This window comes from Providencia sp. PROV_01, from assembly GCF_053098325.1.
Genome location: NZ_JBRFKD010000002.1, coordinates 2,323,139 through 2,348,679, shown reverse-complemented (window position 1 = coordinate 2,348,679; position 25,541 = coordinate 2,323,139). Strand labels below are relative to the sequence as shown.

Annotated in this window: 35 protein-coding genes and 1 pseudogene; 20 read left to right on the top strand and 16 right to left on the bottom strand. The window is 40.3% G+C overall.

Going from position 1 to position 25,541, the window contains the following annotated elements:
* Positions 1-99 precede the first annotated feature (99 nt).
* From ACU696_RS11390 to ACU696_RS11380, 3 genes are all read right to left on the bottom strand, one after another.
* A complete protein-coding gene (locus tag ACU696_RS11390) occupies positions 100-561 on the bottom strand; it encodes a hypothetical protein (RefSeq protein WP_447343107.1) in 462 nt (153 codons plus the stop codon).
* A gap of 91 nt (positions 562-652) precedes the next feature.
* Positions 653-1,222, bottom strand: a complete 570-nt coding sequence (locus ACU696_RS11385; protein ID WP_272675545.1) for a lysozyme — start codon at positions 1,220-1,222, stop codon at positions 653-655.
* Entirely contained in the window at positions 1,203-1,427 is a 225-nt protein-coding gene (locus tag ACU696_RS11380; RefSeq protein ID WP_004911666.1) for a class II holin family protein, read from the bottom strand. Before ACU696_RS11380 ends, ACU696_RS11385 begins: the two co-directional genes overlap by 20 nt.
* A gap of 163 nt (positions 1,428-1,590) precedes the next feature.
* Between ACU696_RS11380 and ACU696_RS11375 the strand changes: the two genes are divergently transcribed.
* Entirely contained in the window at positions 1,591-1,854 is a 264-nt protein-coding gene (locus tag ACU696_RS11375; protein ID WP_238564525.1) for a hypothetical protein, read from the top strand.
* A gap of 144 nt (positions 1,855-1,998) precedes the next feature.
* Here ACU696_RS11375 and ACU696_RS11370 read toward each other — a convergent pair whose 3' ends face one another.
* The 12 genes and pseudogenes from ACU696_RS11370 to ACU696_RS11315 form a co-directional block, all read right to left on the bottom strand.
* Positions 1,999-3,207 carry a hypothetical protein gene (locus ACU696_RS11370; RefSeq protein WP_238564526.1) on the bottom strand — a complete coding sequence of 403 codons (1,209 nt, stop codon included), beginning with the start codon at positions 3,205-3,207 and terminating at the stop codon, positions 1,999-2,001.
* 242 nt (positions 3,208-3,449) lie between these two features.
* Positions 3,450-3,890 carry a hypothetical protein gene (locus ACU696_RS11365; RefSeq protein ID WP_238564527.1) on the bottom strand — a complete coding sequence of 147 codons (441 nt, stop codon included), beginning with the start codon at positions 3,888-3,890 and terminating at the stop codon, positions 3,450-3,452.
* A 147-nt stretch (positions 3,891-4,037) separates the two neighbouring features.
* Complete coding sequence (locus ACU696_RS11360) at positions 4,038-4,589, bottom strand: DUF1133 family protein (protein ID WP_238564528.1); 552 nt, start codon at positions 4,587-4,589, stop codon at positions 4,038-4,040.
* A 31-nt stretch (positions 4,590-4,620) separates the two neighbouring features.
* Positions 4,621-4,971: pseudogene (locus tag ACU696_RS11355) on the bottom strand (DUF968 domain-containing protein); the annotation flags it as partial.
* Between the two features lie 188 nt (positions 4,972-5,159).
* Positions 5,160-5,339 (bottom strand): hypothetical protein, encoded by a 180-nt coding sequence (locus tag ACU696_RS11350; protein WP_238564529.1) that lies wholly within the window; start codon positions 5,337-5,339, stop codon positions 5,160-5,162.
* Entirely contained in the window at positions 5,336-5,683 is a 348-nt protein-coding gene (locus ACU696_RS11345) for a hypothetical protein (RefSeq protein WP_238564530.1), read from the bottom strand. Before ACU696_RS11345 ends, ACU696_RS11350 begins: the two co-directional genes overlap by 4 nt.
* The gene (locus ACU696_RS11340; RefSeq protein ID WP_447343106.1) at positions 5,680-7,641 is read right to left on the bottom strand and encodes a phage N-6-adenine-methyltransferase; all 1,962 of its coding nucleotides are present in this window, start codon (positions 7,639-7,641) and stop codon (positions 5,680-5,682) included. The genes ACU696_RS11345 and ACU696_RS11340 overlap by 4 nt, the downstream gene beginning before the upstream one ends.
* Positions 7,641-7,889, bottom strand: coding sequence for a hypothetical protein (locus ACU696_RS11335; RefSeq protein WP_238564532.1), 249 nt, complete (start codon positions 7,887-7,889; stop codon positions 7,641-7,643). Before ACU696_RS11335 ends, ACU696_RS11340 begins: the two co-directional genes overlap by 1 nt.
* Complete coding sequence (locus tag ACU696_RS11330; protein WP_272675548.1) at positions 7,886-8,935, bottom strand: helix-turn-helix domain-containing protein; 1,050 nt, start codon at positions 8,933-8,935, stop codon at positions 7,886-7,888. Before ACU696_RS11330 ends, ACU696_RS11335 begins: the two co-directional genes overlap by 4 nt.
* An 8-nt stretch (positions 8,936-8,943) precedes the next feature.
* The gene (locus tag ACU696_RS11325) at positions 8,944-9,123 is read right to left on the bottom strand and encodes a DUF4222 domain-containing protein (protein ID WP_238564534.1); all 180 of its coding nucleotides are present in this window, start codon (positions 9,121-9,123) and stop codon (positions 8,944-8,946) included.
* A 260-nt stretch (positions 9,124-9,383) separates the two neighbouring features.
* Positions 9,384-9,839: a YmfL family putative regulatory protein gene (locus tag ACU696_RS11320; RefSeq protein WP_238564535.1), complete on the bottom strand. Its 456-nt coding sequence runs from the start codon at positions 9,837-9,839 to the stop codon at positions 9,384-9,386.
* 55 nt (positions 9,840-9,894) lie between these two features.
* Positions 9,895-10,083 (bottom strand): Cro/CI family transcriptional regulator, encoded by a 189-nt coding sequence (locus ACU696_RS11315; RefSeq protein ID WP_109913337.1) that lies wholly within the window; start codon positions 10,081-10,083, stop codon positions 9,895-9,897.
* A gap of 101 nt (positions 10,084-10,184) precedes the next feature.
* On the opposite strand from ACU696_RS11315, the gene ACU696_RS11310 reads away from it, so the two are divergent.
* From ACU696_RS11310 to ACU696_RS11260, 11 genes are all read left to right on the top strand, one after another.
* On the top strand, positions 10,185-10,829 hold the full coding sequence (locus tag ACU696_RS11310) for a LexA family protein (protein ID WP_238564536.1): 645 nt from the start codon (positions 10,185-10,187) through the stop codon (positions 10,827-10,829).
* A gap of 99 nt (positions 10,830-10,928) precedes the next feature.
* Positions 10,929-11,138, top strand: coding sequence for a hypothetical protein (locus ACU696_RS11305; RefSeq protein ID WP_206277905.1), 210 nt, complete (start codon positions 10,929-10,931; stop codon positions 11,136-11,138).
* A gap of 34 nt (positions 11,139-11,172) precedes the next feature.
* Positions 11,173-11,361: a carbon storage regulator CsrA gene (csrA, locus tag ACU696_RS11300; protein ID WP_238564539.1), complete on the top strand. Its 189-nt coding sequence runs from the start codon at positions 11,173-11,175 to the stop codon at positions 11,359-11,361.
* 218 nt (positions 11,362-11,579) lie between these two features.
* Complete coding sequence (locus tag ACU696_RS11295) at positions 11,580-11,849, top strand: hypothetical protein (RefSeq protein WP_272675550.1); 270 nt, start codon at positions 11,580-11,582, stop codon at positions 11,847-11,849.
* 6 nt (positions 11,850-11,855) lie between these two features.
* Entirely contained in the window at positions 11,856-12,389 is a 534-nt protein-coding gene (locus tag ACU696_RS11290; RefSeq protein WP_238564522.1) for a hypothetical protein, read from the top strand.
* Positions 12,390-12,406: 17 nt separating this feature from the next.
* On the top strand, positions 12,407-12,610 hold the full coding sequence (locus ACU696_RS11285) for a hypothetical protein (RefSeq protein WP_238564521.1): 204 nt from the start codon (positions 12,407-12,409) through the stop codon (positions 12,608-12,610).
* Positions 12,611-12,618: 8 nt separating this feature from the next.
* A complete protein-coding gene (locus ACU696_RS11280; protein WP_238564520.1) occupies positions 12,619-12,912 on the top strand; it encodes a hypothetical protein in 294 nt (97 codons plus the stop codon).
* Positions 12,913-12,927: 15 nt separating this feature from the next.
* A complete protein-coding gene (locus ACU696_RS11275) occupies positions 12,928-13,221 on the top strand; it encodes a hypothetical protein (protein ID WP_238564519.1) in 294 nt (97 codons plus the stop codon).
* The gene (locus ACU696_RS11270) at positions 13,221-14,018 is read left to right on the top strand and encodes a DNA adenine methylase (protein ID WP_238564518.1); all 798 of its coding nucleotides are present in this window, start codon (positions 13,221-13,223) and stop codon (positions 14,016-14,018) included. The genes ACU696_RS11275 and ACU696_RS11270 overlap by 1 nt, the downstream gene beginning before the upstream one ends.
* A gap of 19 nt (positions 14,019-14,037) precedes the next feature.
* Entirely contained in the window at positions 14,038-14,295 is a 258-nt protein-coding gene (locus ACU696_RS11265) for an excisionase (protein WP_338020008.1), read from the top strand.
* Positions 14,279-15,406 carry a phage integrase Arm DNA-binding domain-containing protein gene (locus ACU696_RS11260; RefSeq protein WP_238564516.1) on the top strand — a complete coding sequence of 376 codons (1,128 nt, stop codon included), beginning with the start codon at positions 14,279-14,281 and terminating at the stop codon, positions 15,404-15,406. The genes ACU696_RS11265 and ACU696_RS11260 overlap by 17 nt, the downstream gene beginning before the upstream one ends.
* Before the next feature lie 119 nt (positions 15,407-15,525).
* On the opposite strand, the gene icd is transcribed toward ACU696_RS11260, so the two are convergent.
* Positions 15,526-16,779 (bottom strand): NADP-dependent isocitrate dehydrogenase, encoded by a 1,254-nt coding sequence (gene icd / locus ACU696_RS11255; RefSeq protein ID WP_004911741.1) that lies wholly within the window; start codon positions 16,777-16,779, stop codon positions 15,526-15,528.
* A 534-nt stretch (positions 16,780-17,313) separates the two neighbouring features.
* Between icd and rluE the strand changes: the two genes are divergently transcribed.
* The 8 genes from rluE to ACU696_RS11215 all read left to right on the top strand — a co-directional run bounded on the left by rluE (position 17,314) and on the right by ACU696_RS11215 (position 25,423).
* Positions 17,314-17,970, top strand: coding sequence for a 23S rRNA pseudouridine(2457) synthase RluE (rluE, locus tag ACU696_RS11250; protein WP_004911743.1), 657 nt, complete (start codon positions 17,314-17,316; stop codon positions 17,968-17,970).
* Positions 17,963-18,412 (top strand): NUDIX hydrolase, encoded by a 450-nt coding sequence (locus tag ACU696_RS11245; protein WP_117162357.1) that lies wholly within the window; start codon positions 17,963-17,965, stop codon positions 18,410-18,412. Before rluE ends, ACU696_RS11245 begins: the two co-directional genes overlap by 8 nt.
* A gap of 139 nt (positions 18,413-18,551) precedes the next feature.
* Positions 18,552-19,655: a tRNA 2-thiouridine(34) synthase MnmA gene (gene mnmA, locus ACU696_RS11240; protein WP_004911747.1), complete on the top strand. Its 1,104-nt coding sequence runs from the start codon at positions 18,552-18,554 to the stop codon at positions 19,653-19,655.
* Between the two features lie 2 nt (positions 19,656-19,657).
* A complete protein-coding gene (gene hflD / locus ACU696_RS11235; RefSeq protein WP_004911750.1) occupies positions 19,658-20,284 on the top strand; it encodes a high frequency lysogenization protein HflD in 627 nt (208 codons plus the stop codon).
* 17 nt (positions 20,285-20,301) lie between these two features.
* Positions 20,302-21,672 (top strand): adenylosuccinate lyase, encoded by a 1,371-nt coding sequence (gene purB, locus ACU696_RS11230; RefSeq protein ID WP_004911751.1) that lies wholly within the window; start codon positions 20,302-20,304, stop codon positions 21,670-21,672.
* A gap of 240 nt (positions 21,673-21,912) precedes the next feature.
* Positions 21,913-22,587, top strand: a complete 675-nt coding sequence (gene phoP / locus ACU696_RS11225) for a two-component system response regulator PhoP (RefSeq protein ID WP_004911754.1) — start codon at positions 21,913-21,915, stop codon at positions 22,585-22,587.
* A 1-nt stretch (position 22,588) separates the two neighbouring features.
* Positions 22,589-24,046, top strand: a complete 1,458-nt coding sequence (gene phoQ, locus ACU696_RS11220; RefSeq protein ID WP_181937042.1) for a two-component system sensor histidine kinase PhoQ — start codon at positions 22,589-22,591, stop codon at positions 24,044-24,046.
* A 252-nt stretch (positions 24,047-24,298) separates the two neighbouring features.
* Positions 24,299-25,423: a ribosomal protein uL16 3-hydroxylase gene (locus ACU696_RS11215; protein ID WP_004911758.1), complete on the top strand. Its 1,125-nt coding sequence runs from the start codon at positions 24,299-24,301 to the stop codon at positions 25,421-25,423.
* The last annotated feature ends 118 nt before the right edge of the window (positions 25,424-25,541 follow it).

Sequence of the window (25,541 nt, the reverse complement as noted above, 5' to 3'; positions counted from 1 at the left end):
AGGCCTTCAATCCCGCCTCCACCCGAGCACTGCTTACACAAATGTAAGGTAGATAGAATTCATCGAGCCAAGTAAATGATTAAACATAGTTGCCTCTGGTTATTTAGTATTTCTAACAGCTTCAATCTCTCTGATACCTTCTAGTTGCCCATTAGCCTGATCTAGCACTGATAACAAAGGGCCAATCCATAGCACCGCTTGGCAATAAGTTAAGGTGCTGGTGGTAGTGGTACTAATACTGGCTCGGTTAATGTTTTGGGGATCGGCGTACATTGACCGTAATTCGTAGGTGTACTTGAGCAACCCATCAGCAATAGGCTGAGGCACAGGCAAATCACAAGTAGGCTCTTTTTTAAGAATCGTTCTGTATTCAATTACTCTCTCCTGTGACTTAACTTCTGCCTGAATGCCATAGCGATAAGCCGTGGTTGCCATTTGATTAAACCGATTGAATTGAAGCGACTGAGTGGCAATGATTTTGCTTTTCTTAAAGTTGTCATCTTTCAACAGTGAATTACTCTCATACTCACTTACAGCCCACCAGCCTAGACCGACAATCATAAGAAATAACCAAGTGGAGCTATCTATTTTCATAAGTTCACCTGCTTACCTCGGTAATGATCTAGGGCTTTTTGACATCGCTTTTCTAAACTTACCTTGTCAGTACTGCAGGTATCGTCTCTGAGTGCATATACGCCAGTTGCCAAGTAGATGGGGAATCCGATAATGAAAGCGGATATGCATAGGCGAACTCGCCAAGGCATACGGCTTTTTCCACTTCCCGTCTTGTCATTAACCCTTTCCATTTTACGCCCCCAGCATATATCCAGCGTTTAAGTTCATTACATGCGCCAGCTTGGTCACCAGCATTAAGTTTTTTAAGTAGCGTAGAACGTGAGAAAGCACCGGTTCCGACGTTATAAGTAAATGAATAAAGTGCCGCTCTGGTGTAATCAGGAATGTTGACTTTAATTAGCGGATTTACCGCTTTAGCGACAATAGCCAAGTCCTTTTCTAACAGCGCTTCACACTCGGCTTTCGTATAAGTTTTTGTGGGAATAATGTCAGAGCCTGTGTGCCCATAACACACCGTGAGTACTCCAATGGGGTCAAGATAAGGGTTAGGGTCATACCCCTCAAACTCAGTAACCATTGCAACAGTTAATGTCATCAACCCACCAGCTGCAGCGGCCATTTTTATTTTATTTGGTATCTTTGGCATGAGCCGCCTCTTTGCGCTTATCTTCTTTTCGTTTGAAATATAAATTTGTCAAAAATGTCGCTACACCTAAAAGCAGGCTTCCCAACACCCCAATCGCTGCCCACTGCTCAGATGAGAAACCATCTAACAATTGTTTTAGCCAATAGAATGTTGAACCCGTAGAGGCAGCATAGGAGGCGCCAGTTGTTAATTTATCCATACGCATATACCACCCCCTACGGAGTGCCCGAAATTAGTTAATAGAAAGCCACCAGCAATAGCAGCTAGATTTAGATTAATGAATTTAATCAGTATTTGAGATAAGTTAGAGGTTCAGCCCTATGTGACTTACCGAAGGGATGGCTGATGAACTTCGGTGGAGAATATAAATGGCGCAAGCTGAATATTTAGCTATTCAACAAACAGTTTCTATATTGTTACATCTATTGCCTGATGATAAAAAACAATTAGCGTATGCTGTTATTGAGAGTATTGGAGCTCAAAATTATGAGTCTTACCTCTTGGAGGCAGATCCTGATTTATCTGTAGAAACTGCCAAAGAGTTTGCTAAAAAAATCACATCTACATACTCTCAGATTTTGGCAACTGCTCAGGGATTCGATGAAAACTATCGTTTAAGTGACGTCGAATAGCGATTTTAAATCCATTCAATGCGGCGTTCGAGGCCGCATTTTTCAGCGCATTAGGTATTTTATCTTTTACTTTGTCATCTTGAATAGTCATAACTACCTCTCTTAAATAGAAAAAGGCCACCCGATATGTGACCTTAAATGATTTTACCCTTCTTTGTTAGGAGCTTTTAATGATACTATTAGTTTAGCTAATTGCTCCATTCCATCATATGCTGCTGGTATATTTTTACTATCTGAGACTATGTTTGAAAAGATAATATTTTCAAACTGCTTAAGCGATTCTGGCGAATTTTTGTTTCTTTGAGCAAAATCGCTATAACCATTAATAAATGCACATAAATTTCGCCTTAATGAAATTTGTGTCAGCTCAGTTTTTATTGAATTGTAGCTAAGGTAAGAAACTCTAAAATAATATAATAAAATAAAAGTAACTGTAGCAGAACCAATATACCCGTATATATTGTAGGCGGGTATGGAAATCCACCCCATAACTCCTAGTGCTTTTACTATTGCAGGCAATAAAACTGCCCCCCCTAACCCAAGAGTCCATCTAAAAGCACTCTTAAGCTCAATGCTTTTAGAACGGAAAAAACTTTTATATCCCTTATCTAAAGATACAAAAATTGCCGAGTCATTATTTTCATTTATTCTTTTCTCTAGAGCGCCTAGTTCTACTATTTTTTCTTGTAACTGAGTTTCTAATCTATTAATGCCTTTGTCTGTTTCCTTTTCAATTTCAAGAAATTCACTTTTAACTTTCGAGTAAAGCTCGCTCTTAATATCATCATATGATTTAATTTTATTTGAAATATCATTTAGCTTAAGCGCATGCACCTCATTAACATAAATAAATTTATAGTAGTAGTAATTATTCATTCTTGATGATTCATTATTTAAACTATTTAACAAGATACTTGAATTAAAATAAAGCAAAATTTCTTCAAATCGATATTTTTCACTCCTACTCAATGGGTGAGTATTCGCCTCTATTATAAGTGCTATTAATTTAAAGTAATTATTAATTAAATCCTTCGTTTCAAACTTACCTATTATTCTTTCATTTGTGTATTTACATTCATTAACAATATATTCAATGGCTTCATCGATAAAGTCTGCAACACTCTTTACCTCATGAATAAATTCTTCAAATAACTCGGAAACTTTTTTAGTCTCATGTGAAACAACTGCTGACTCATTTTCAAATTTTATCAAAGAGTTGATTTTTTCTATATTAAATACACGTTTTATATAAGTAGCGTCATCTTCATGATTAAATGAATTTATTACTGAAGTTACTTTCTCTATCTCACCAATTTTATTTTCTTTTGTTTCTTTTGTTTCTTTACTATCCATTTTAAGCTCTCAGACTAACTATTATTTAAATAAAGACCTATTATGCAGTCTATTAATTAACAGACACACTCCGTTACTCCGCATTATCTTATAATAACATTTTAAATAATAGCATAGCATAAGAATTACATCAGCTTTGAAACGCTCCCCGCACAAATGACGAGGTTTCATTCTATAAGTTCGGTTACAACGTATTCACTCTTATCACAATAGCACCGAATTCGCGTAGCGCACTAATGTTTTTAAAGCAAATTAACGCCAATTTTACATTTCCATCCCATATTGAGCAATGTTCCATCACTTAAAGTGATTCCCATGGAAACATCACCTGTATTTCTATTTAATGCAATGCTGGAATCTATTGCAAACTCAGAAATTATTATTACGGCTCCATCATCAATAGTTTCACCTGTGTTACTAGTTGGGGGGCCACCTCTAATAACCCACCCGTCGATTTCAATTGATGAAAACCCCGTATATGGTGATATGGATTCGACTTTTCGTAACCACCCTGCAGACTGAGACCCAATAGGCTTGCTATCTATATGCATCAAATTACGGCTCAATAAAACACAGTCTAATTTTCTCTTTTCATCGTACTTAACTGTGTCAACCTCAGCTTTAGATACAGCACTAATAAATAATAAAGGGAAAAATAAGAATCCAATTAAAACTTTGTCCACGAAATATATACCAGTCTAAAAGAACATAAGGACTACTATGAAAAAGCCCCGCAATTGCGAGGCTTTAAATTCGTTTCCTGCCTTGCGTGTAAAGCTTCGCGCAGCATATACGAAAACTATAACTTTTTTGCTCAAAAAGTCAATAAATCATTTGTCATAATGATAGTTCCTGCCAAATTCATCACACATTCGTCGATAAAGCATGAATTCAGCAACCGATAGCCATGCATCAACTCTACGCCTACAAGTAGATAAAGATATGTGAGGGTGTCTATCATTCATTTCATTGGCGATGCAGAAGTTTGATTTTTTATAAACATACCGTTCCTTCAGCACATCCAACAAGCCAGCATCAGTTTTCATAACCTCACAAATGACCTTGTCCATTTTGCCGCCTTCAGCATCCGAACAGAACCACATGCTACTGAGTGTCTTTTTATCCTTAAACTCTTCCAAGAACATTAATAACGTTTCTTTGGATAGTCCTGATGTGCGCATTCTCTTCATTGCATCTTTTAAGGCTTTTTTGGTAATTGTTGGTTCTTCTAATAACAGGTTAAACATGCCTGCAGCATCTGGTACCTTGCTAAATGCCGCCCATCTTCCCCACATTTTTAAACGCCCACGGATCCACACGCTTTCCAGTGTACGTAATTTAAAATGCTCTTCACCTTTACCTGTTGTTAATGGATAAATCACTTAATACCTCTTTAGTAGGCCGCACCCTACGTTAACCGAAAACACCCAGACCGATAGACCGATCTAGAAATCGAAATAATAAAACTAACTGGCTTCCGTGCTCACGTTCCCAGCCATTTGGATCTTGATGTAATGCATCATGATGTACTCGACATAACGGGATAGTGAACAAATCATGGGCCTTAGTGCCCATTCCACCCTGTCCATGACCAATTAGATGATGTGCATCATGCGCGATAGAGTTACAGACACAACATGGCTGTGATTTAACCCACTGCAGGTATTTATCATTAGTCCAGCGCTGCAACTTCGGCTTTAACATCAAACTAGCTGGTGGCTCAGGATCTACGGTTAGTTTTAATACCTGCTTTATCTCTTCAACGTCATTAAACTCGTCGCTGAGGAATGATGAAAAAAGGGATATAGGCCCTATTGATTTATCGCTTAGTGAATTCGGTACTGGGATAATGAGCATGCGACCATTAAAATTTGATAGCTCGCTCACTCCTGGTCTAAATATCACCGAACCAAGCTCAGGGACGGGAATTGGAGTTAATATCCATGAGTTGCTCATTTCGATACCATCTCATTCCAAATTGCTACTGCTGATGGCTTATCATTTACTGCAGGGCCTTTCGCCCCACAGCTATGGCAATAAACGTAAAACCAAGTGCGATATTCAAGCGTTTGTATATGCAAATCTTCACTACCGCATTTGCATTGATTGATTTCTGGCATTTTGTTTTTCACGCTCTCACCCCCGCCAGCAATGCATTGAATTTCAGTACCAATGGATTGTGAGTTTTAGCCAATTCGCTTACATCACACTTCGTATAATGATATGTTCTCTTCCTAAACTTACTTGCCTCGATATCCTTCTTTATTGTTTTTTCATAGCTGTTATGCGCAATGATATAAATAATGTATTTCCCGTCTTTTCTTCCTGATTTCTTTACTGCACCACATCTGTATAAAAACTTAATTGTGTTGCTTGAGTGATTGTCTGTTGATGCGTAAACATCTTTTATAGTTTTTGTTGTGATTTCATGACCCACTTTAAAATCTTCAACAATACGAATGTGCAAAGGTTTCACGCTGCCACCCCCATTTTTTTAGCTAGCCACTGCGCTTGCTCTATAAATACCTTACCGCGTTGTTCTAATTCTTCTCTGCTGATGTAATCAAATGCTTTTCCATTCCATGTTTTATCGAATACAACAATTGCCCCGGCAAAAAATGCACCGGTTGGTTTCTGTTTTTCATCAGCGGGGATAAACCACTTCGGAACATCAAAACCAATACGCCCACGGATAAAACAGATGTGATCTGCATTTTCTGGCCACCACACCTCACTCGTTGCCACTTTCAATAAAAAGACATAACGGCCACCAAGTTCCCGCATCGCTGAAGCATGGGACACAATGTGACGAACGCCTGTTATTGCTTGCTTTCCATGATATGATCTACGTGAGTACGGAGGGTTACCAAAGGCAACACCGCCAATTTCTTTTAACTTCGCTGACCAATCTTGAGTGAGGGCGTTATCTTCAGCTGTATAGAAATGAGGAGCCTTACTATTTTCACCATCGGTAAATAGGTCTAGTGTGAAAGGTCCATAAATTGAATTAATGCCACATACGAGGTTTTCGGGTGATTGCCACTGATCGCCAATTTCATTTAATTTATGGGTAGGCTGTAACTTCAACGAATTGAGCTTTTTAACGTAATCACTTTGCGGAATGGCCTGCGCTACAGCATTGCAAATACGCTCACCAATCCAACGCATGACCGGCACAGCCATTGAATTACCTAGGGCGCGATAGCGGTGACCATCTGGACAATCCTCAATGGATTTATTATTGAAAGGTACTTTGGTGTGATTATCGGGAAAGCCCTGTAGGCGTTCGCATTCAATTGGGGTTAATCTGCGTACGATGTTGTTAATACTAACGCCATGACGATCTACTTTCGTTAATGTGTATGAGATATCGCTTTCGTTATAACCATTTCCATTACCGCCATTTTCAGGCTTGTGACCAATTGTATTTCCAGCTAATGCAATAGCCGGTTGCTGAGAGGCTTGTAAACAACCTACCGTTTCAGAACTAGCACCCAGTGTTGATGATGTTTTGCCGCCAGCTTGTGGATTAAAAACAATTAAATCAGTCGTGCTCTTATCGTCACGGCTTCTTAACGTTGACGCTGAATCATCTGGGGTATATTGACCAAATGACTGTAAACGGAACGTATCAACCACATGAAAATCGCCAGTGAATGCTTCTTGGTTGCCTAACCAGTGTTTAGCACCGCAATTTGCTAAGATTGTACCTGTTGTTTGATTACCGCTTGCAAGGCATTCTCCAGTATCGCTGGTAATTGCTTCTGCCTGCGTTCTGCTCGTCGCAATATCCCCTCGCATGCCTGCTTGCTCAAATAATATTTCTGGGACACTGATGTCTTTTCTAGCAGTTGCGACAACGAAGACACGACGACGGCGTTGGGGCACTCCGAAATATTGAGCGTCGAGGATCCGCCAGCTAATATTTCTTTGTGGTCCAGACACATAACCAGCGTTTGACCATTTTTCCCCTGTTGGCTTAAGTTCTTCACTTTCCCCGGCAAGTCCAGCAAGAAAGCATCCAAAGGCATTGTCTTTGCTGCTGAGGACGCCGGGGACATTTTCCCAGACGATGACTGACGGCTCTTTGCCGTCTTTTTCTCTGATTTCATCAATACAATCCGCTAATTCAACAAATGATAAAGTTAATTGCCCGCGTTCATCACTTAAACCACCACGTAAACCCGCTACGCTAAACGCTTGGCATGGAGTGCCACCCACTAGCACGTCAGGCGCAGTTACTTCACCTGCTTTCAATTTGTCGGTAATAGTGGTCATGTCGCCTAGGTTTTTAACGTCTGGCCAGTGGTGATTTAATACCGCGCAAGGGAATGGCTCTATCTCACTAAACCACTCAGGTTTCATTTTTAATGATTCCCACGCAACGCTTGCAGCTTCAATGCCAGAGCACACCGAACCGTATGTTAATTTCATTAGATAGTACCCCGCTGCTGGTGGGGTTTCACAAACATACGAATACGTTTATAACGTTGCTGAACATTGAAATGCTCTGATACAGAATTTAAGTGGTTGAATTTTCTGCATGCAACCAAACCACGGCGGGAATCGTTCCAACAGCCACGCAATTCACGAATAGTCCACCAGCGGCGCAGTTGATGAAGCATGGCCACTAAACCAAAAACGTTAGCCCCGTAAATTTCTTTAGACTCACTACGCATCATGCTGTCACCTCTCTCGCTGCTTGCTCTGCTGCTTGTTGCCAAATGCCTGCCCATGCCTTGCGGCCTACAAAGTCCGTCATGCGACGAACGCCTGATTTCCCAGCCAGTTCACTTGCAATTTCCTCAATACGATTTTGAGGTTTTGAACGGGAGCCAATGATTCTTGTGAATGCTTCATCACGCTCAACAGCATCGACCTTAACTTTTTGCTCACCAGCAAGGCGCAATGCGAGGTCATCCCACTGGTTGCGTAGTGTTCTTGGGCACTGAATGTTTTTCTTCCAGAAATCATCTTGAATAACGCGTTTGTAGAATTGGCAAATTTCTTTGTGGCTATGCCCGTCAACGCTGACCATCAAGCGAACTTCGTTAGCCCAATCAGTGAAGTTAGGCTCCTTAGGTGCTTTAAGCCCTAAGTCTTTGAACACCTCGCACTTGCGCTCAAACAACCATTCCGCGCATTTGAGGTCATTGGCTGAGCCCCATTTTTGAAAGTTAGTGCTGTAAATCACCGCCTCTGGGTAACGATTTAAAAAATCAATTTTTGACTGGTCGCTGGATTCGTTAGAATTCTGCGACGAAGAGTTAGTTACTGATGGATCATGTATTGAAGTTACTGACGGATCGCCCCCAGATTCTGGCAGGTCAAAACGATTATTTTTGCTTGATTCTGACGGGACAGATTTTGATACAACAGATTTTGATGCGTCAGAATTTGACGTATCAGAAACTGGCGGTTGAGAAAGTGCAGCCATTGCCGCTGAAGCTAATTTATCAACATTTAATTGATAGATATTGCTCGCATTGCGGTTACCTTTACGACGCTTTTCGCTTGATAACCAACCGGCTTTTTCTAAGTTTTTAATAGCGGTACGTACCGTGCTTTCACCCGCACCTATTTGCCGGGCAATTGTCGGTACCGATGGCCAACAAACACCATCATCATTTGAAAAATCAGCGAGACGGGCCATTATCGCAACAGAGGTTATTTTTAAACCTGCACTTGCGCAGCCATCCCATACATAACTTGATAGTTTTACGCTCATGCTGTTACCTATTCGACTTCTGTGTAATATTTTTTAAATTGTTCGAGGGGCTCAAAGCAAGGGTGCTCATAGTCATCGAGCATGAAAACAACCCGTTGCCTTGATTTGTCCCACTCAACAACATGGACAATACGGCCTCGCTTATCTCGGAAGTAACGATTAAGGTTTTTATGCTTTTCACTGCTCACTAACCTCTCTCCCACTGCGGAAATAGTATTTAGCCCAGCTATCTCTTAGGACTTTACTATCTACCAATTGTTGTTCGGTCTGGTAGTTGCCCGACTCGTCAGCTGAGGTTATGATCTCTACATATTGAAACGGACCACATTTCGATACAGGCAAGCATCTAAATTGCTTTTTTGATTGAAATTGGTTTACACTGCTCATGCTAGTTACTCCACACAAGTTGTTATTAGCACCCGACGCCTCGGACCGCATATCTGGGGCGTCAACCTTTCTTATGTAATTTGATGAGCGCATTGATTGCTCCTCTAGTGCTTGCGATTGCCCTATCCAACATTGTCATGATTTGCTTTTCTTCATGCCCATCAACAACGCCGTCTTCCAATGCTTTCCCAATGAATACAACTAACTCACCGCGAGTTGTTGATGCTCGAGTTTGTAATTTGAATAATTCTGGTTCGTCCAAATCCTCCGGGCTTATCTTTTCCACCAGCAATAAATTTCTTCTGTTTGCGTAATACCCTGCAAGAAATGAGGTATTAGATAAATCTTCCATCGCTTCAAGCTCTTCACGCTCAAAAAAACGACAGCCGTTCTTTTCATACAAATTGTTATTGAACGTGGTTTCTGTCATACCCAATGCGCCAGCCATCGCTGAACGTCCACCGGGATACGCCTTACACATCTCTTTCACGACTTCTTTTAATGTTTGTTTGCACATATCTACAATTCCGTTGTTTTGTTGGTAGTTAACTCAGTTAGTTGGATTTGGTACTTTATTGATAAAGTGCAGGGTCAAACCTCAATTCACCTTTCGTTCTGTAATCAGCCTCAATGGCGCGATTTTTCGGAATTAATTGATTGGGCCGTTTTTTCCACTGGTAAAAAGCTTCGGGGCTTATCCGAAAAAACTCAGCAATTTTATTAGTGGTTCCGAAGTATTTTTCGATCTGCTCTGTGGTCATAACACCTCCTGATTTCTAAGTTAAGTTAGATATTAATTGTTAATTTATATTTGGTCAATAAAAACTAAGATAACTTAGGTTTATATGAAATGGACTTAGGAATGAGTAAAACTGAAAACACCATCGGAAGCAGAATAAAGGCCTTGAGGGATATCACTAAAACCACCCAAAAAGAACTTGGGCGGTACTGTGGCGTATCTGATGTTACTGTCGGGTATTGGGAGAGAGACCTAAATGCACCACGGAGTGATGCTCTATTGAAATTAGCTAGGTATTTCAATACAACTGAAGCATATATATTGTATGGTATTCCATCTAAGCAAACATCTAACATAATCACGAGCGCACAAAAGGTGCCGATTTTATCTTATGTCCAAGCTGGCAACTTCACTGACTATGCGCCAAATCAGATTTACGATGATGATTTAGAGTTCATAGAGACAACCCTTAAAGTATCGCCTCTATCATTCGCATTGCGCGTCATTGGCGACTCCATGACAAATCCTTATGGCTTACCGTCAATCCCAGAAGGCTCAACAGTTATTGTTGATCCTAAAGCTGAAGTTGTTAGTGGTAAATTTGTTGTCGCTAGATTGCAAGGCTCTGATGAAGTTACCGTGAAACGTTATGTTGTTGATGGCCCCAATAAATTTTTAATGCCACTAAACCCACGATATGACAACATTCCAATCAATGGTAACTGTGAAATAGTTGGTCTCGTTCGTGGTGTTCAATACGAGCTATAACCTCCCTTCTTAATTTAAATCTAAATTTTCTTAGATTTTGCATTGACATAGATCCTAAGTTGAATTAGTTTATATCTAAGACAACTTAGGAGGCGTTCAATGCAAACCAATTCAAATGAACCAATCGTTACTTTTAGTGTGCCAATGTCGCAGGATGATGTGCGCGAGTGGATACTAGAAAAAGCCAAACAAATTAACAACCTGCAAAAATTGCGCAACGAGCGTGATGAGCTGCAATCTAAACTCGAAAAACTCGACGAAGAAATTGCAGAGTGCTTGGATATGTGTGCAGTTACTGTTAGTGCCTAACTGAATTCAATTGTGTGGAGTGCTTAGTATGGGAATGCTTATTTTAACCCGTAGAGTCAGTGAAGAAGTCATGATCGGCGATGATATTAAAATAAAAATCTTAGGGGTCAAAGGAAACCAAGTGCGGATTGGTGTTGCTGCCCCCGAAGATGTATCAGTACATCGTGAAGAAATTTATCAACGTGTTTTAGCTGAAAGAAATAATGCCAGTGCTAGTGATTGACCCTTGTAGTTTTTGGCGGTGCTGTACCGCCCTTTTTCATAATACATAAGGCCACTGATATTCAGTGTTCATACTAGGTAAATATATTCATTATTTGTCAGTGGTCTTATTTATTATTTAATTAAATTTTTATCTATATTTAGCCAACACCAAGGAATTTAATTCTCTTTATTAAGAGACGGAATCTTATTATCTAAATTTTGTGTGGAGTATTAATTATGTCTAATGAAAGAAACACTATTGCCGATAGCTTGGCAAATGATATCGCTAAACATTGTTCTGAATTTGAAAAATCACCTGAGTATGCAGAAATGATCCGCACTCATGTTAAAAGTCTTTATGAAAAAGCAATTAAAGATACTTTTAGCTGGGGAAATTTTCCTGACCGAGTTAGAAAAGCCCTTGAATCAGCACTTCCTGAAAATATTAGTGAAGTGGTCGACCTACCTAAATATAACTTATTAATGGCTAAAGAGCTTTCTAGCTAATGGGAAATGAATGGCGTCAGCGAGCAGACGGTTAACGGCATGAAAGATTTGGTGTTGAAATTTATCAAATCACATGAAATTCCAAAATACATCAAAGCATCTGACCTTTGGAAGGCATACGTAGATCAATATCAAGAAGAAGCGGCTCATGAGGGCTGGGGAAGACCATTGGTGGTTATTTCCGATGGAGAATATACATGGGAAAAAGGAGTTTTTCATATCGGCTTGGATAAAGAACCAGCTAGCGACTCTCCATACAGCCATAGAAGCAAAGAAAAATATTACCAGTGCGAAACCCACCTTAGCTTCCGTCAAGAAACTATTAGAGAAATGCGTGAAGACGTAACAGTTATGCATGATGGGTATCCAGTTTACAGTTTATATGCTGGCGAGCTTGAGTACTCAGACACCCTTGGTAAGAAAGTTGTTCAGTTCCGCTCTGAGTTTGAGCGCCTTGTTAGTGCGCTTCACTACGGCGGTAGCCTGTTAGTTTTAGATGAATCTGACGCAGATGAAATTTATTACAACAACGATTATTAATGGCGAGGGGGTTAATCATGTCCAATGAAATTAAATTTGATGCAGATATATTGCTCGAATCAGTTAACGCCCATGGTGCTGATGGCCATATTTACAATGACACAAAAAAGCGCTTCTTTAATGGTGCTCAAATACATACATCACCAGTAATCAATATTGATACCTATCTTGCTGATGGATATATCCAAACAGTTAACTCAGTTTACAGAATTATTGTGTGAGGCGCGTCATGACTAATAAATATAATTTCCCTGAATGTGGTTCAGTGGTTAACGCATGGGCTGATTTAGACGCAACACTAATATTTCAAATCAATAAAAATGGAAAATTAGTAAAGCGTAAAATTAAAAATGCACATCAATCAGATTGTCGCTGTGGCGTTGAATGTACTGAATGTGATTGGATTTTATATGCTGACAGTGATTATTCAGAATATCCTCATTTTGAAGAGTTAGCATCACAGGCTCTTGCTCATCAAGAGGAAATAGAAACCTTAAACATAAAATCTAAATATAGTGACTGACTCGCTGGGATGAATATGAGTGATAACCAGAAATACACAGCAATTAAAATACGCACACTTTGCACAGCCTGTAGCAATGATTGCGGTGAGCATTTAATTACTGTCGGTGACAATATTATTCTTTGTTTTACATGTATAGATAAAACTAAAGAAAAGATTGATTTGTATCGAAAGGAAATGGCTGAAAAGGAAATTCAACAGATGTATGAGGATATGATTAAATCTGATGACCCACCATACAGCGTATTACCAAATTCAAAAACTTATGCCGAACGCTTATATAAAGCTGGATATAGAAAGGTGGAGTGATGAATAAAATAAAACACCCTGTTATTCGCTACCACGGCGGCAAGTTTCGACTTGCCCCTTGGGTGATAGGCCACTTTCCAGATCATCGTTGTTATGTTGAGCCGTTTGGAGGTGCCGCCAGCGTTCTTATGCGTAAAGAGCGTAGTTATGCTGAGGTATACAATGATTTAGATAGTGAGGTAGTTAATTTATTCGCTGTATTACGCGATGCTGAACTGAATGAAAAACTTCAATTAGCTTGTAAATTGACACCCTATTCACGTGATGAATTCAAACTGGCCAGCGAACCCGCTACCGATCCAGTAGAAAAAGCCAGAAGAATGGTCGTTCGTGCCTGTATGGGATTTGGCTCTGCTTCTGGTCTTGGTGGTACATCGGGCTTTCGCTCAGATAGCAAAAGAAAATATGCCCTGTCCTCTCACTTATGGGCCAAATACCCTGAAAATCTTAGTGCTGTTTGCCAGCGCCTGCAGGGTGTGATTATTGAAAATAAAACAGCTGTGGAATTGATAAAGCAACACGATTCAAATGACACTCTGTTTTATTTAGATCCACCTTACGTTTCTGATACTCGAGTAAAAGGAAATCGATACTACAACTTTGAAATGACCAATGAACAACACCAGGAGCTAATTAATACAGTAAAACAAATTAACGGCAAAGTTTTAATTAGCGGTTACAACTCTGATTTATACAACAGTGAATTATCAACGTGGAGGAAAGTAACTAAAGACTCAAGAATATCTGCAGGTAGAGGTACTGGTATTCGAACTGAATGCCTATGGTTGAATTTTTAAATCTGTATGCGGCAGATGTGTGGAGGTATTTACTGTGACACGTACAAAAACATTGAAAACTTGGGCTCTGGAAGAATTTGAAGCGCCAGTGCCTAGTTATCAAACACTAATACGTTACGCAAAAAACGGCATGATATCACCCCAGCCATTTAAAGCTGGCCGTTGTTGGCGAGTCGACACAAATGCAAGATTTATTGGAATGAATAGCAAACCGACAATCAAGCAAAATGACGATCCGCGATTACTGAGGATATTAGAGGATGGCTCGTCCACGTAAATACAATATCAACATACCAGGATTATCTTGCTACATTGACGCCAGAACAAAGAAAGTGTACTGGCGTTATAAGCACCCTATTACTGGCAAGTTTCACGGACTAGGAACAGATGAAAGCGCAGCAAAAGCAATTGCGATTGAAGCAAACTCTCGACTAGCTGAAGCGAAAATGAACCAGTTAATTAAAGCCAAGGATGAAATTAGCAGAAAGCTAAAAAAAGGAATTACGGTCCATACATGGCTAGATCAGTTTTTAAAAATACAAAAAGAACGCATGGAATATGGCGAAATAAGGCTCAATACATATAAGCAAAAAATCGCGCCCGTTGAGGCTTTTCGGCAAGCATGTGGTAACCAAATTATTTCAGAAATAGATGTTAGAGACATTGCCTCTATCGTTGATGAATATAAAGAGCGCGGGCAAACAAGAATGGCCCAAGTTGTTAGAATGGTTTTGGTTGATGTCTTTAAAGAAGCGCAGCATGCTGGCGAAGTTCCACCAGGATACAACCCCGCGCAAGCAACAAAATTGCCGATGAACAGAATTAAGCGCCAGCGATTAGACTTTGATGAATGGCTTGTGATCTTTAATGAAGCTGAAAAAACGCAACGTTACTTGCAAAATGCAATGCTACTAGCGGTCATCACTGGCCAGCGTTTGGGTGATATTGCAAAAATGCGGTTTGATGATATTTGGGATGACCATTTACATGTTATTCAAGAAAAGACAGGCTCTAAAATTGCCATCCCCCTTTCATTGTATTGTGAAAAACTGGGGTATTCATTAAGTGATGTTATTGCTCGATGTCGAGATCTAATAGTTAGTCCTTATATACTTCATTATCACCACACGACATCACAAGCAAAGCGTGGCGGGCAAGTTTCAAGCAATGCAATCACAACATTATTTCAGCGAATTAGGGATCAGACTGATTTGAAGTGGGAAGATGGAACCCCGCCAAGCTTTCATGAGCAGCGTTCTTTATCCGAGAGATTATATAGAGAACAAGGCATCGATACTAAAACTTTATTGGGGCATAAGAGCCAAGCGATGACCGATAAATATCATGATGACAGAGGTAAGAATTGGCAGGTTTTAGCTATAAAATAACGCTTATTTTGTAGTCTATTTTGCAGAAGAGTTTTGCAGGAGTTTTGCAGAAGAAATTTTCTAGGCAAAATAAAACGGGAGTTTTTAGGCTCCCGTTATTAATTACACAATATAATAAATTACATGTGTTTAATGATTGCGTCACCGAATTCACTACATTTCAGTAATTTAGCGCCTTCTAATTGACGTTCGAAGTCATAGGTTACAGTCTTAGCTTCGATTGCGCCTTCCATACCTTTAACGATTAGGTCAGCCGCTTCAGTCCAGCCCATGTGGCGCAGCATCATCTCAGCAGAAAGGATAATAGAGCCTGGGTTAACTTTATCTTGGCCTGCATATTTTGGTGCAGTACCGTGAGTTGCTTCGAATAATGCGCACTCAGAACCAATATTTGCACCAGGAGCGATACCAATACCACCGACCTGCGCTGCTAATGCATCAGAAATGTAGTCACCATTTAGGTTCATACAAGCGATAACATCGTATTCTGCTGGGCGTAGCAGGATTTGTTGTAAGAAAGCATCTGCGATAACATCTTTAACGATAATATCTTTACCAGTTTTAGGGTTTTTAATTTTAACCCATGGGCCGCCATCTAATAATTCGCCGCCAAATTCCTCTTGTGCTAATTGGTATCCCCAATCTTTAAATGCACCTTCAGTGAATTTCATAATGTTACCTTTATGAACTAAAGTCACTGAATCACGGCCGTTATCAATAGCATATTCAATAGCAGCACGAACTAAACGTTTTGTGCCCTCTTCTGAACAAGGCTTAATACCAATACCACAGTCTTGTGGGAAACGGATTTTAGTCACACCCATTTCATCTTTCAGGAATTTAATAACTTTATCTGCTTCTGCACTACCCGCTTTCCACTCGATACCCGCATAGATATCTTCAGAGTTTTCACGGAAAATAACCATATCAGTCAGTTCAGGTTGTTTAACTGGGCTTGGAGTGCCTTTGTAGTAGCGAACAGGACGTAAACAGATATACAGGTCAAGTTGTTGACGCAATGCAACGTTCAGAGAACGAATACCACCACCAACAGGAGTTGTTAAAGGGCCTTTAATTGAAACACGGTAATCACGGATTAAATCGAGAGTTTCTTCTGGTAACCAAACATCTTTACCATAAATTTGTGTAGATTTTTCACCGGTGTAAACTTCCATCCAAGAAATTTTGCGCTCACCGTTGTAGGCTTTTTTCACTGCCGCATCAACCACTTTCAACATTGCTGGTGTGACATCGATACCAATGCCGTCACCTTCGATAAAAGGGATAATTGGGTTGTTCGGAACGTTTAGTTTGCCTTTTGCATCAATGGTAATTTTAGCGCCTTCTGCCGGAACTACTACTTTGCTTTCCATTAACCTCTCCTTTCACTTGCGTATTTTGCTTGTTAATTTTTTGTAAGAGACGTGTCAATACTACTTCAATCTGCGTCGAACGCCAATGATTACTCATCTAAGCTTCAATGCCGATCGCATTTAACGTACTGTTTTACCTTGTAAGTTAATCGAATATCTATTTATAAATACTGTTAAATCAATAAATTAATTTAAGCATTCCATTATTAGAAATAAATCAAACCGCGATGAAAAGTTGTCAATAACCCATTTGAGGGAACGACACAACTTTTGTTAAAATACTTCCCTCACAAAAAATAATATTAGCAAGTTAACTCAAATTAAAAATACGTTTTGCTCACACTATCACCATCCAAACAAATCCATATGTACTTATTTTTAAATGGAAAATTGTTTTTATTGATTTAAATGTTTTTAAAGTTGTTAATTAAATATTACATCGCCATGAAAAATACGTTCTAGGATCAAACCGTTAAATCTCCTACACTAGATGAAATAAGTCGCCGCAAATTAAAACCAATAAATTCTCATTGAATGACCATGAACAGACCGAACAAAAAATCAGTTCCGAAGAAAAATCGTTACTCGCCACCCTCGACTGCTTTAAAGCATAACGCTAAGCGTGTTTCGGTAAGACAGCAAATATCAACTAAAATCATTTTATTTAACAAACCCTTTGATGTTCTTCCTCAATTTACTGATGAACAAGGTCGCGACACACTAAAAAAATATATTCCAATCAACGATGTATACGCCGCAGGACGTCTTGATAGGGACAGTGAAGGGCTATTAATTTTAACCAATGATGGAAAACTACAGGCACGTTTAACTCAACCACAGAAAAAAACAGGGAAAATATACTATGCTCAGGTAGAAGGTATTCCCGATGAAGATGCACTACTAAAATTTCGGCAAGGGTTAATATTAAATGATGGTCCAACACTCCCTGCGGGAATCGAGTTAGTTGGCGAACCTGAATGGCTATGGCAAAGAACTCCGCCAATACGGGAACGCAAAAATATCCCGACTAGCTGGTTAAAAATTACATTATATGAAGGACGTAATCGGCAAGTCCGTCGTATGACGGCAAATATAGGTTTTCCAACGCTTAGGCTAATTCGTTATCAAATTGGTGAATTTAATTTGGGAAATCTTTCAGTTGGCGAATGGAAGGAGGTAACTGTTGTTTAAACCTAATGTGACTGTAGCAACTGTTGTGCATGCTCAAGGCAAATTTTTAGTCGTGGAAGAGTGGATAAATGATAAACCCACTTGGAATCAACCAGCTGGGCATTTAGAAGCTAATGAAACTATTTTGCAAGCCGCCGAACGTGAATTACTAGAAGAAACTGGAATCAAAGCCACACCAACACAATTAATTAAAATTCATCAATGGATTGCCCCAGATAAAACTCAGTTTATCCGTTTTTTATTTGCCGTAGAACTTGAATCCATTTGTGAGACACAGCCACAAGACAGTGATATTAGCAAATGCCATTGGCTGACTGCCCAAGAAATTCTAAATAGCAACTGCCTGCGTTCACCATTAGTGGCGGAAAGTTTGCGCTGTTTTCTCACAGGAAAGCATTATCCTCTCGATATTTTAACCGCTTACGGCGACCATTATCTTTAAGTACTTAACTTCTGCTTGGTGAATATTTCACCAAGCAATAATATTCCCTGCTAACTCTGGTGTAATGCGGGAACAACATGCTAAAGTATGGGGCTTGATTTTTCCGCAGTGAGATATTTCCATGTCAAATAATAGTACCATGTCAGATAACAGCCAAAAAAAAGTCATCGTCGGGATGTCCGGTGGTGTTGACTCCTCTGTATCCGCTTACTTGCTACAGCAACAAGGGTATCAGGTTGCTGGTCTGTTTATGAAGAACTGGGAAGAAGATGACGACACAGAATATTGTTCAGCTGCTACTGACCTTGCCGATGCACAAGCTGTGTGTGACAAACTGGGTATTGAACTTCATACCATTAATTTCGCTGCTGAATATTGGGACAATGTTTTCGAACATTTCTTAACTGAATACAAAGCAGGCCGCACACCGAACCCAGATATTCTCTGCAACAAAGAAATCAAGTTTAAAGCTTTCTTAGAATTTGCGGCTGAAGATTTAGGCGCAGATTACATTGCTACTGGTCACTATGTGCGCCGCCGTGATGTCAATGGTAAAAGCCAATTATTACGTGGTTTAGATAACAACAAAGACCAAAGCTATTTTTTATATACTCTGAGCCACGAACAAGTAGCTAAAAGCCTTTTCCCCGTTGGTGAACTCGAAAAACCTGAAGTACGCCGTATTGCGGAAGAAATTGGCTTAGTTACTGCAAAGAAAAAAGACTCCACGGGGATCTGTTTCATTGGTGAGCGTAAGTTTCGCGACTTTTTAGGCCGCTACTTACCCGCTCAGCCTGGCCCTATCGTCACTGTTGATGGCGAAACAATTGGTCAGCATGAAGGCTTGATGTACCACACCTTAGGTCAACGAAAAGGTCTCGGTATCGGTGGTACAAAAGAGGGTTCCGAAGAACCTTGGTATGTTGTCGATAAAGACGTCGAAAACAACATTCTTATCGTAGCTCAAGGCCATGAACACCCTCGTTTGATGTCTGTTGGGTTAATTGCTCAGCAATTACATTGGGTTGACCGGAAAACCATGACTGAGCCGCTACGTTGCGTAGTAAAAACACGTTATCGTCAAGCGGATATCCCTTGTACGATCACCCCATTAAGTGATGATCGCATTGAAGTGGCTTTTGACTACCCTGTCGCGGCTGTCACTCCAGGTCAATCCGCTGTATTTTATATCGATGAAGTTTGTCTCGGTGGCGGTATTATTGAAACCCGTATTCAGGAGTAAATGTGGCAAAAAACTATTATGACATTACGCTTGCTTTAGCGGGTATCTGCCAAGCAAGCGCGATGGTTCAAAAACTCGCACATGAAGGTGTTTGTCTTGAGAAAGACACTGAAACCATGGTCAATAGCCTCACCAATATGAATCCAAAATCCACTTTGGATGTATTTGGTAATGATGCCGAAAATTTAAAGACGGGCCTCAGTGCCATGTTAGGTATGCTGACTGGCGGTAACAGTGGTTTATCGGCTGAAATGACGCGATATATGTTAAGCATTATGACGCTTGAACGTCGCCTCAATAAAAACCAAGAAGCGATGAACCAGCTGGGCCAACGTATTGAGCAATTTGAACGCCAAGCGGGTTATTTTGAACCACTTTCTGAAGGCGTGTTTAACGCACTTGCGGGTATTTATGTAGATGTAGTCAGCCCAGCTGGACCGCGAATTCAGGTCACTGGTTCCCCTGATATCCTAAAAAACACACTCGTTCAAGCAAAAGTTAGAGCCACCTTGCTCGCTGGCATTCGTTGCGCAGTGCTTTGGCAACAAGTTGGTGGAAGTCGCATTCAACTCATGTTCTCTCGCAATCGTCTGGCTAATCAGGCGAAAGATATTTTGTCTCACCTTTAAATCTGGAGTTGCTACCAATGGAATTATCCTCACTGACCGCTGTATCCCCGATTGACGGCCGTTACGGTGATAAAGTCAGCACGTTACGCACTATTTTTAGTGAGTTTGGTTTACTGAAATTTCGCGTACAAGTTGAAGTTCGCTGGCTACAAAAACTGGCTGCAACCGCTCAAATCAAAGAAGTTCCTGCATTTGACGCTGACGCAATCGCTTACTTGGATGAAATTGTCGCGAACTTCTGTGAAAAAGACGCAATGCGTATCAAAGAAATTGAACGCACAACTAACCATGATGTGAAAGCTGTAGAATACTTTCTAAAAGAAAAGGTAGCGGACATCCCTGCTCTTCATGCAGTTTCTGAATTTATTCACTTTGCTTGTACTTCAGAAGATATCAATAACCTCTCTCACGCATTAATGCTGAAAACCGCTCGTGAAGAAGTCTTGCTGCCACAATGGCGTCAAATCATTGATAAAATCAAAACAATGGCTCATGAGTACCGCAATTTACCGTTACTTTCACGTACTCACGGTCAACCTGCAACCCCGTCCACCATTGGTAAAGAGTTTGCGAACGTTGCTTATCGTTTAGAGCGCCAATTCCGCCAGCTACAACAAGTTGAAATTCTAGGTAAAATCAATGGCGCAGTCGGTAACTATAATGCACATATGGTCGCTTATCCTGAAGTTAACTGGCACGAATTCAGCGAAACCTTTGTTACCTCTTTAGGCATTCAATGGAACCCATTCACTACGCAAATTGAACCTCATGACTATATTGCTGAGTTATTTGATTGCGTCGCTCGCTTTAACACTATCGTGTTAGACTTCGACCGTGATATTTGGGGCTACATCGCATTAAATCACTTCAAACAAAAAACAATCGCAGGTGAAATTGGTTCCTCTACCATGCCACACAAAGTCAACCCGATTGATTTCGAAAACTCTGAAGGTAATTTAGGCTTAGCCAATGCCGTCTTAGGTCATTTAGCTAGCAAACTCCCTGTTTCTCGCTGGCAGCGCGACTTAACTGACTCGACAGTATTACGTAATCTCGGTGTCGGCTTAGGTTATGCATTGATTGCTTATCAATCAACCATGAAAGGTTTGAACAAATTAGAAGTGAATGAGCAACATTTACTGGATGAATTAGACCAAAACTGGGAAGTATTGGCCGAGCCAATTCAAACAGTAATGCGCCGTTATGGTATTGAAAAGCCATATGAAAAGCTCAAAGAATTGACCCGTGGTAAACGTGTTACCGCTGAAGGTATGAAACAATTTATTGATAGTTTAGACCTGCCAGAGCACGAAAAAGCACGTTTGAAAGAAATGACGCCAGCTAACTACATTGGTTACGCTGTCACTTTTATCGACGAACTAAAATAGCTTTTATGTTTTCAAATTAGGCGGCTTATAAGTCGCCTTTTTTAATTATCATTTTGAATTCCCTGCTCTATCTATCATACTAAGCTATTCAAAGCTAAATATAGATAAATTATATTTCCGCTTCGTTTGATTTATATTTACTTAATCCCTTGTCGTTATTCAGAACTCTTTTTACCATAGCGTATCTAGTGCTACTATCTGATAAGTTGTAGCTATATCTTTTCAATATGAGGGTTTCCGATGCGTATTCTTATTGTCGAAGACAATGCGTTACTTCGTCACCATTTAACCGTCCAGCTTAAAGAGCTTGGCCATCAGGTTGATTCAGCTGAAGACGCAAAAGAAGCTGATTACTTTTTGCACGAAAGCTGTCCAGATATCGCAGTTGTCGATTTGGGCTTACCTGATGAAGACGGGCTTTCTATGATCAAACGCTGGCGTAGCGAGCACGTCAATATTCCACTATTAGTATTAACTGCTCGGGAAAGTTGGCAAGAAAAAGTACAAGCGCTAAACAGTGGTGCTGATGACTACGTGACTAAACCTTTCCAGTTAGAAGAACTGGTTGCCCGTATGCAAGCTTTGATGCGCAGAAATAGTGGTCTTGCTTCACAAGTACTCGAATTAGGCAATTTCGTGATTGACCTATCACGCAAAGAATTTACCGTTAATGGCGAAACCGTCAAATTAACCGCTTTTGAATACACTATCATTGAAACGCTACTACGCAACAATGGGAAAGTGGTTAGCAAAGACTCGTTAATGCGCCAGCTTTACCCAGATGCTGAGCTCAGAGAAAGTCATACCATTGATGTTTTAATGGGCCGTTTACGAAAAAAAATCCAACAATTTCATAGTGATGATGTAATTGTCACAGTGCGTGGTCAAGGCTACCGTTTTGATGTGAATGGCTAACATGAAGCTACGTAAATTTAAGTTCAAACCCCTTTCGCTACGAGCACGTTTTCTCTGTGCAACATCCGCGGTGATCTTGGCACTCACCTTATCCTACGGCATCGTCGCGATTTTGGGGTATTTGATTAGTTTCGATAAAACCACTTACACCCTATTACGTAGCCAAAGTAATTTAATTTATAGCCTAGCCCAATGGCAAAACCATAAAATTGACATTCGCGTCCCCCCAAATTTCACGTTAAACAACCCGACTTTGGTCATTATTTATGATGAACAAGGGCTCGTGTTATGGCGCCAACGTGATGTACCTAGCGTTGAACGGCTGATCCGTAATGACTGGCTTAAAAAAGAAGGCTTATATGAAATTGATACAGACATTCGCGAAACTCGCCAACTTCTAGATGACAACCCCGAATTCAATACAAAATTAGATGACATGGATAACGACGATGAACCGCTTACTCACTCCGTGTCCGTCAACCAATATGCAGCTAGTGAAAACCTGCCTCCGCTCACCATTGTCGTTGTTGATACACTACCACAAGACTTACAAAATACGGGTTTAGTTTGGGAGTGGTTCGGTTATGTGTTACTAGCTAACTTAATCTTAGTTATCCCACTATTATGGTTAGCGGCCTATTGGAGCCTACGGCCAATTAAATCATTAGTATCACAACTAAGTAGCTTAGAAAAAGGTGAACGAGATACACTGGATGAGAACCCTCCGTATGAGCTTCGTGGGCTAGTACGTAATCTTAATATTTTATTAACGAATGAACGTAAGCGTTACAGCAAATACCGCACGACACTTTCTGATTTAACACACAGTTTAAAGACGCCTTTAGCCGTTTTACAGTCAACACTGCGGCTTCTTCGTTCAGGTAAGCAAATGAATATTGAGCAGGCTGAACCCATCATGCTCGAACAAATTGGCCGTATATCTCAACAGGTGGGTTATTATTTGCACCGCGCATCAACGCAAGGTGATGAAAATATGATGCTGCGCGAAATTTCATCTGTTCCATCAATATTAGACAGCCTTGCGAGTGCCCTCCATAAAGTTTACCAACACAAAGGTGTTTCTATTACGGTTAATGTTTCTCCTGAAACAACTTGGCTGGGTCAACCAAATGACTTTATGGAAGTGATGGGTAATATCATGGAAAACGCGTGTAAATATTGCCTTGAATTCGTCGAAGTTAGTGCTATTGCCGGAACTGATAGCTTAACATTGGTTGTTGATGATGATGGCCCAGGCGTGCCCGAAAGCAAACGTAGTTTGATTTTCCTTCGTGGGCAACGTGCAGACACCCTTCGTCCAGGTCAAGGTTTAGGTTTGTCCATTGCAGTGGATATTATCGACCAATACGAGGGAGATATCACAATTAGTGACAGCCCGCTTGGTGGTGCTCGTTTATCCGTCACATTTAGGCAGCAATCTATGATTGAAGATAGTTAATCTGTGATATGCGTCCACTTGTCCCCTATTTTACAAACCATTTCCGGTATACTATTTATGAAGTGTTTTATAAATAGTAATTTAGGGTAATGTACTTGGTTCACTCTCAAGATAAACCTTTAATACCCGTTTCTCAGAAAGTTTATTTAACAGCATACCATTACACACATATAGGTCATTTTGCAGTATTGGAACCGGGTATATTGTAAATAAACTGATTAGCAATACTTAGCAGCTCCAAGGGACAATAAGATGGATTACAAACTAAATCTCGACTGGCAGAGTTTCCTCGACAGTCACTGGCAGAAGCGCCCACTGCTTATCAAAAAAGGGTTTGCAAATTTTATTGATCCTATCTCGCCTGATGAACTTGCAGGTTTGGCGATGGAAGATGAGGTTGATAGCCGTTTGGTTAGCCATAAAGAAGGGATTTGGCAGGTTGGTCACGGACCATTTGAAAGCTATGACCACCTTGGCGAAGAGAATTGGTCTATTTTAGTTCAAGCAGTTGACCACTGGCATCATCCAAGCTCTGCATTAATGAAACCATTTCGCGTCCTTTCGGACTGGCGGATGGACGACTTAATGATTTCCTACTCAGTCCCCGGCGGTGGTGTAGGTCCTCACCTAGACCAATACGATGTGTTTATTATTCAAGGTGAAGGCCGTCGTCATTGGCGAGTGGGTGAAAAAATCCCAATGAAACAACATTGCCCGCACCCTGACTTACTACAAGTTCAACCTTTTGACGCCATCATCGACGAAGAAATGGAACCCGGCGATATTTTATATATTCCACCTGGGTTTCCACATGAAGGTTACGCCATTGAGCCTTCATTAAATTACTCAGTTGGTTTCCGTGCCCCAAATACTCGTGAGCTGCTCAGTAGTTTTGCCGATCACCTAATTTCTAATGACTTAGGCAGTTATCGTTATAGCGATCCTGATTTATCATTCCGTGATAACCCTGCTGAGATCTTGCAAGGTGAACAAATTAAACTGCGCGAAATGATGGAATCACTGATTAATGACCCTGAGCTATTTCGTAAATGGCTAGGTGAGTTTATCTCACAATCACGTCATGAATTAGACATTGCTCCACCTGAACCACCTTATGAGCAAGAAGAAATTTATGATTTACTGAAAACTCAGCAAGAAACCTTATACAAATTAAATGGTCTCAGAGCATTGCGCGTTGGCGACCAATTTTTTGTTAATGGAGAATGCTTAGAAACCGAGTGTTATGAGGCTGCTGATAGCTTATGTCGTTATGATGCCGTTAATAGCCAAATTTTAGCTGATGCCATTGATGACGTTAATTTTATCGCACTGCTTACCGCACTCGTCAATAATGGTTATTGGTATTTTGATGATTAATCAATACCTTTAATATTAAATTTGTATTTTGTGTAAGGGCTCATTAATTATGGGCCTTTTATTAAAAATAATATTCTCAGTATAATATGACAAGGCTCTCCTCCCTATTGATGAAAAC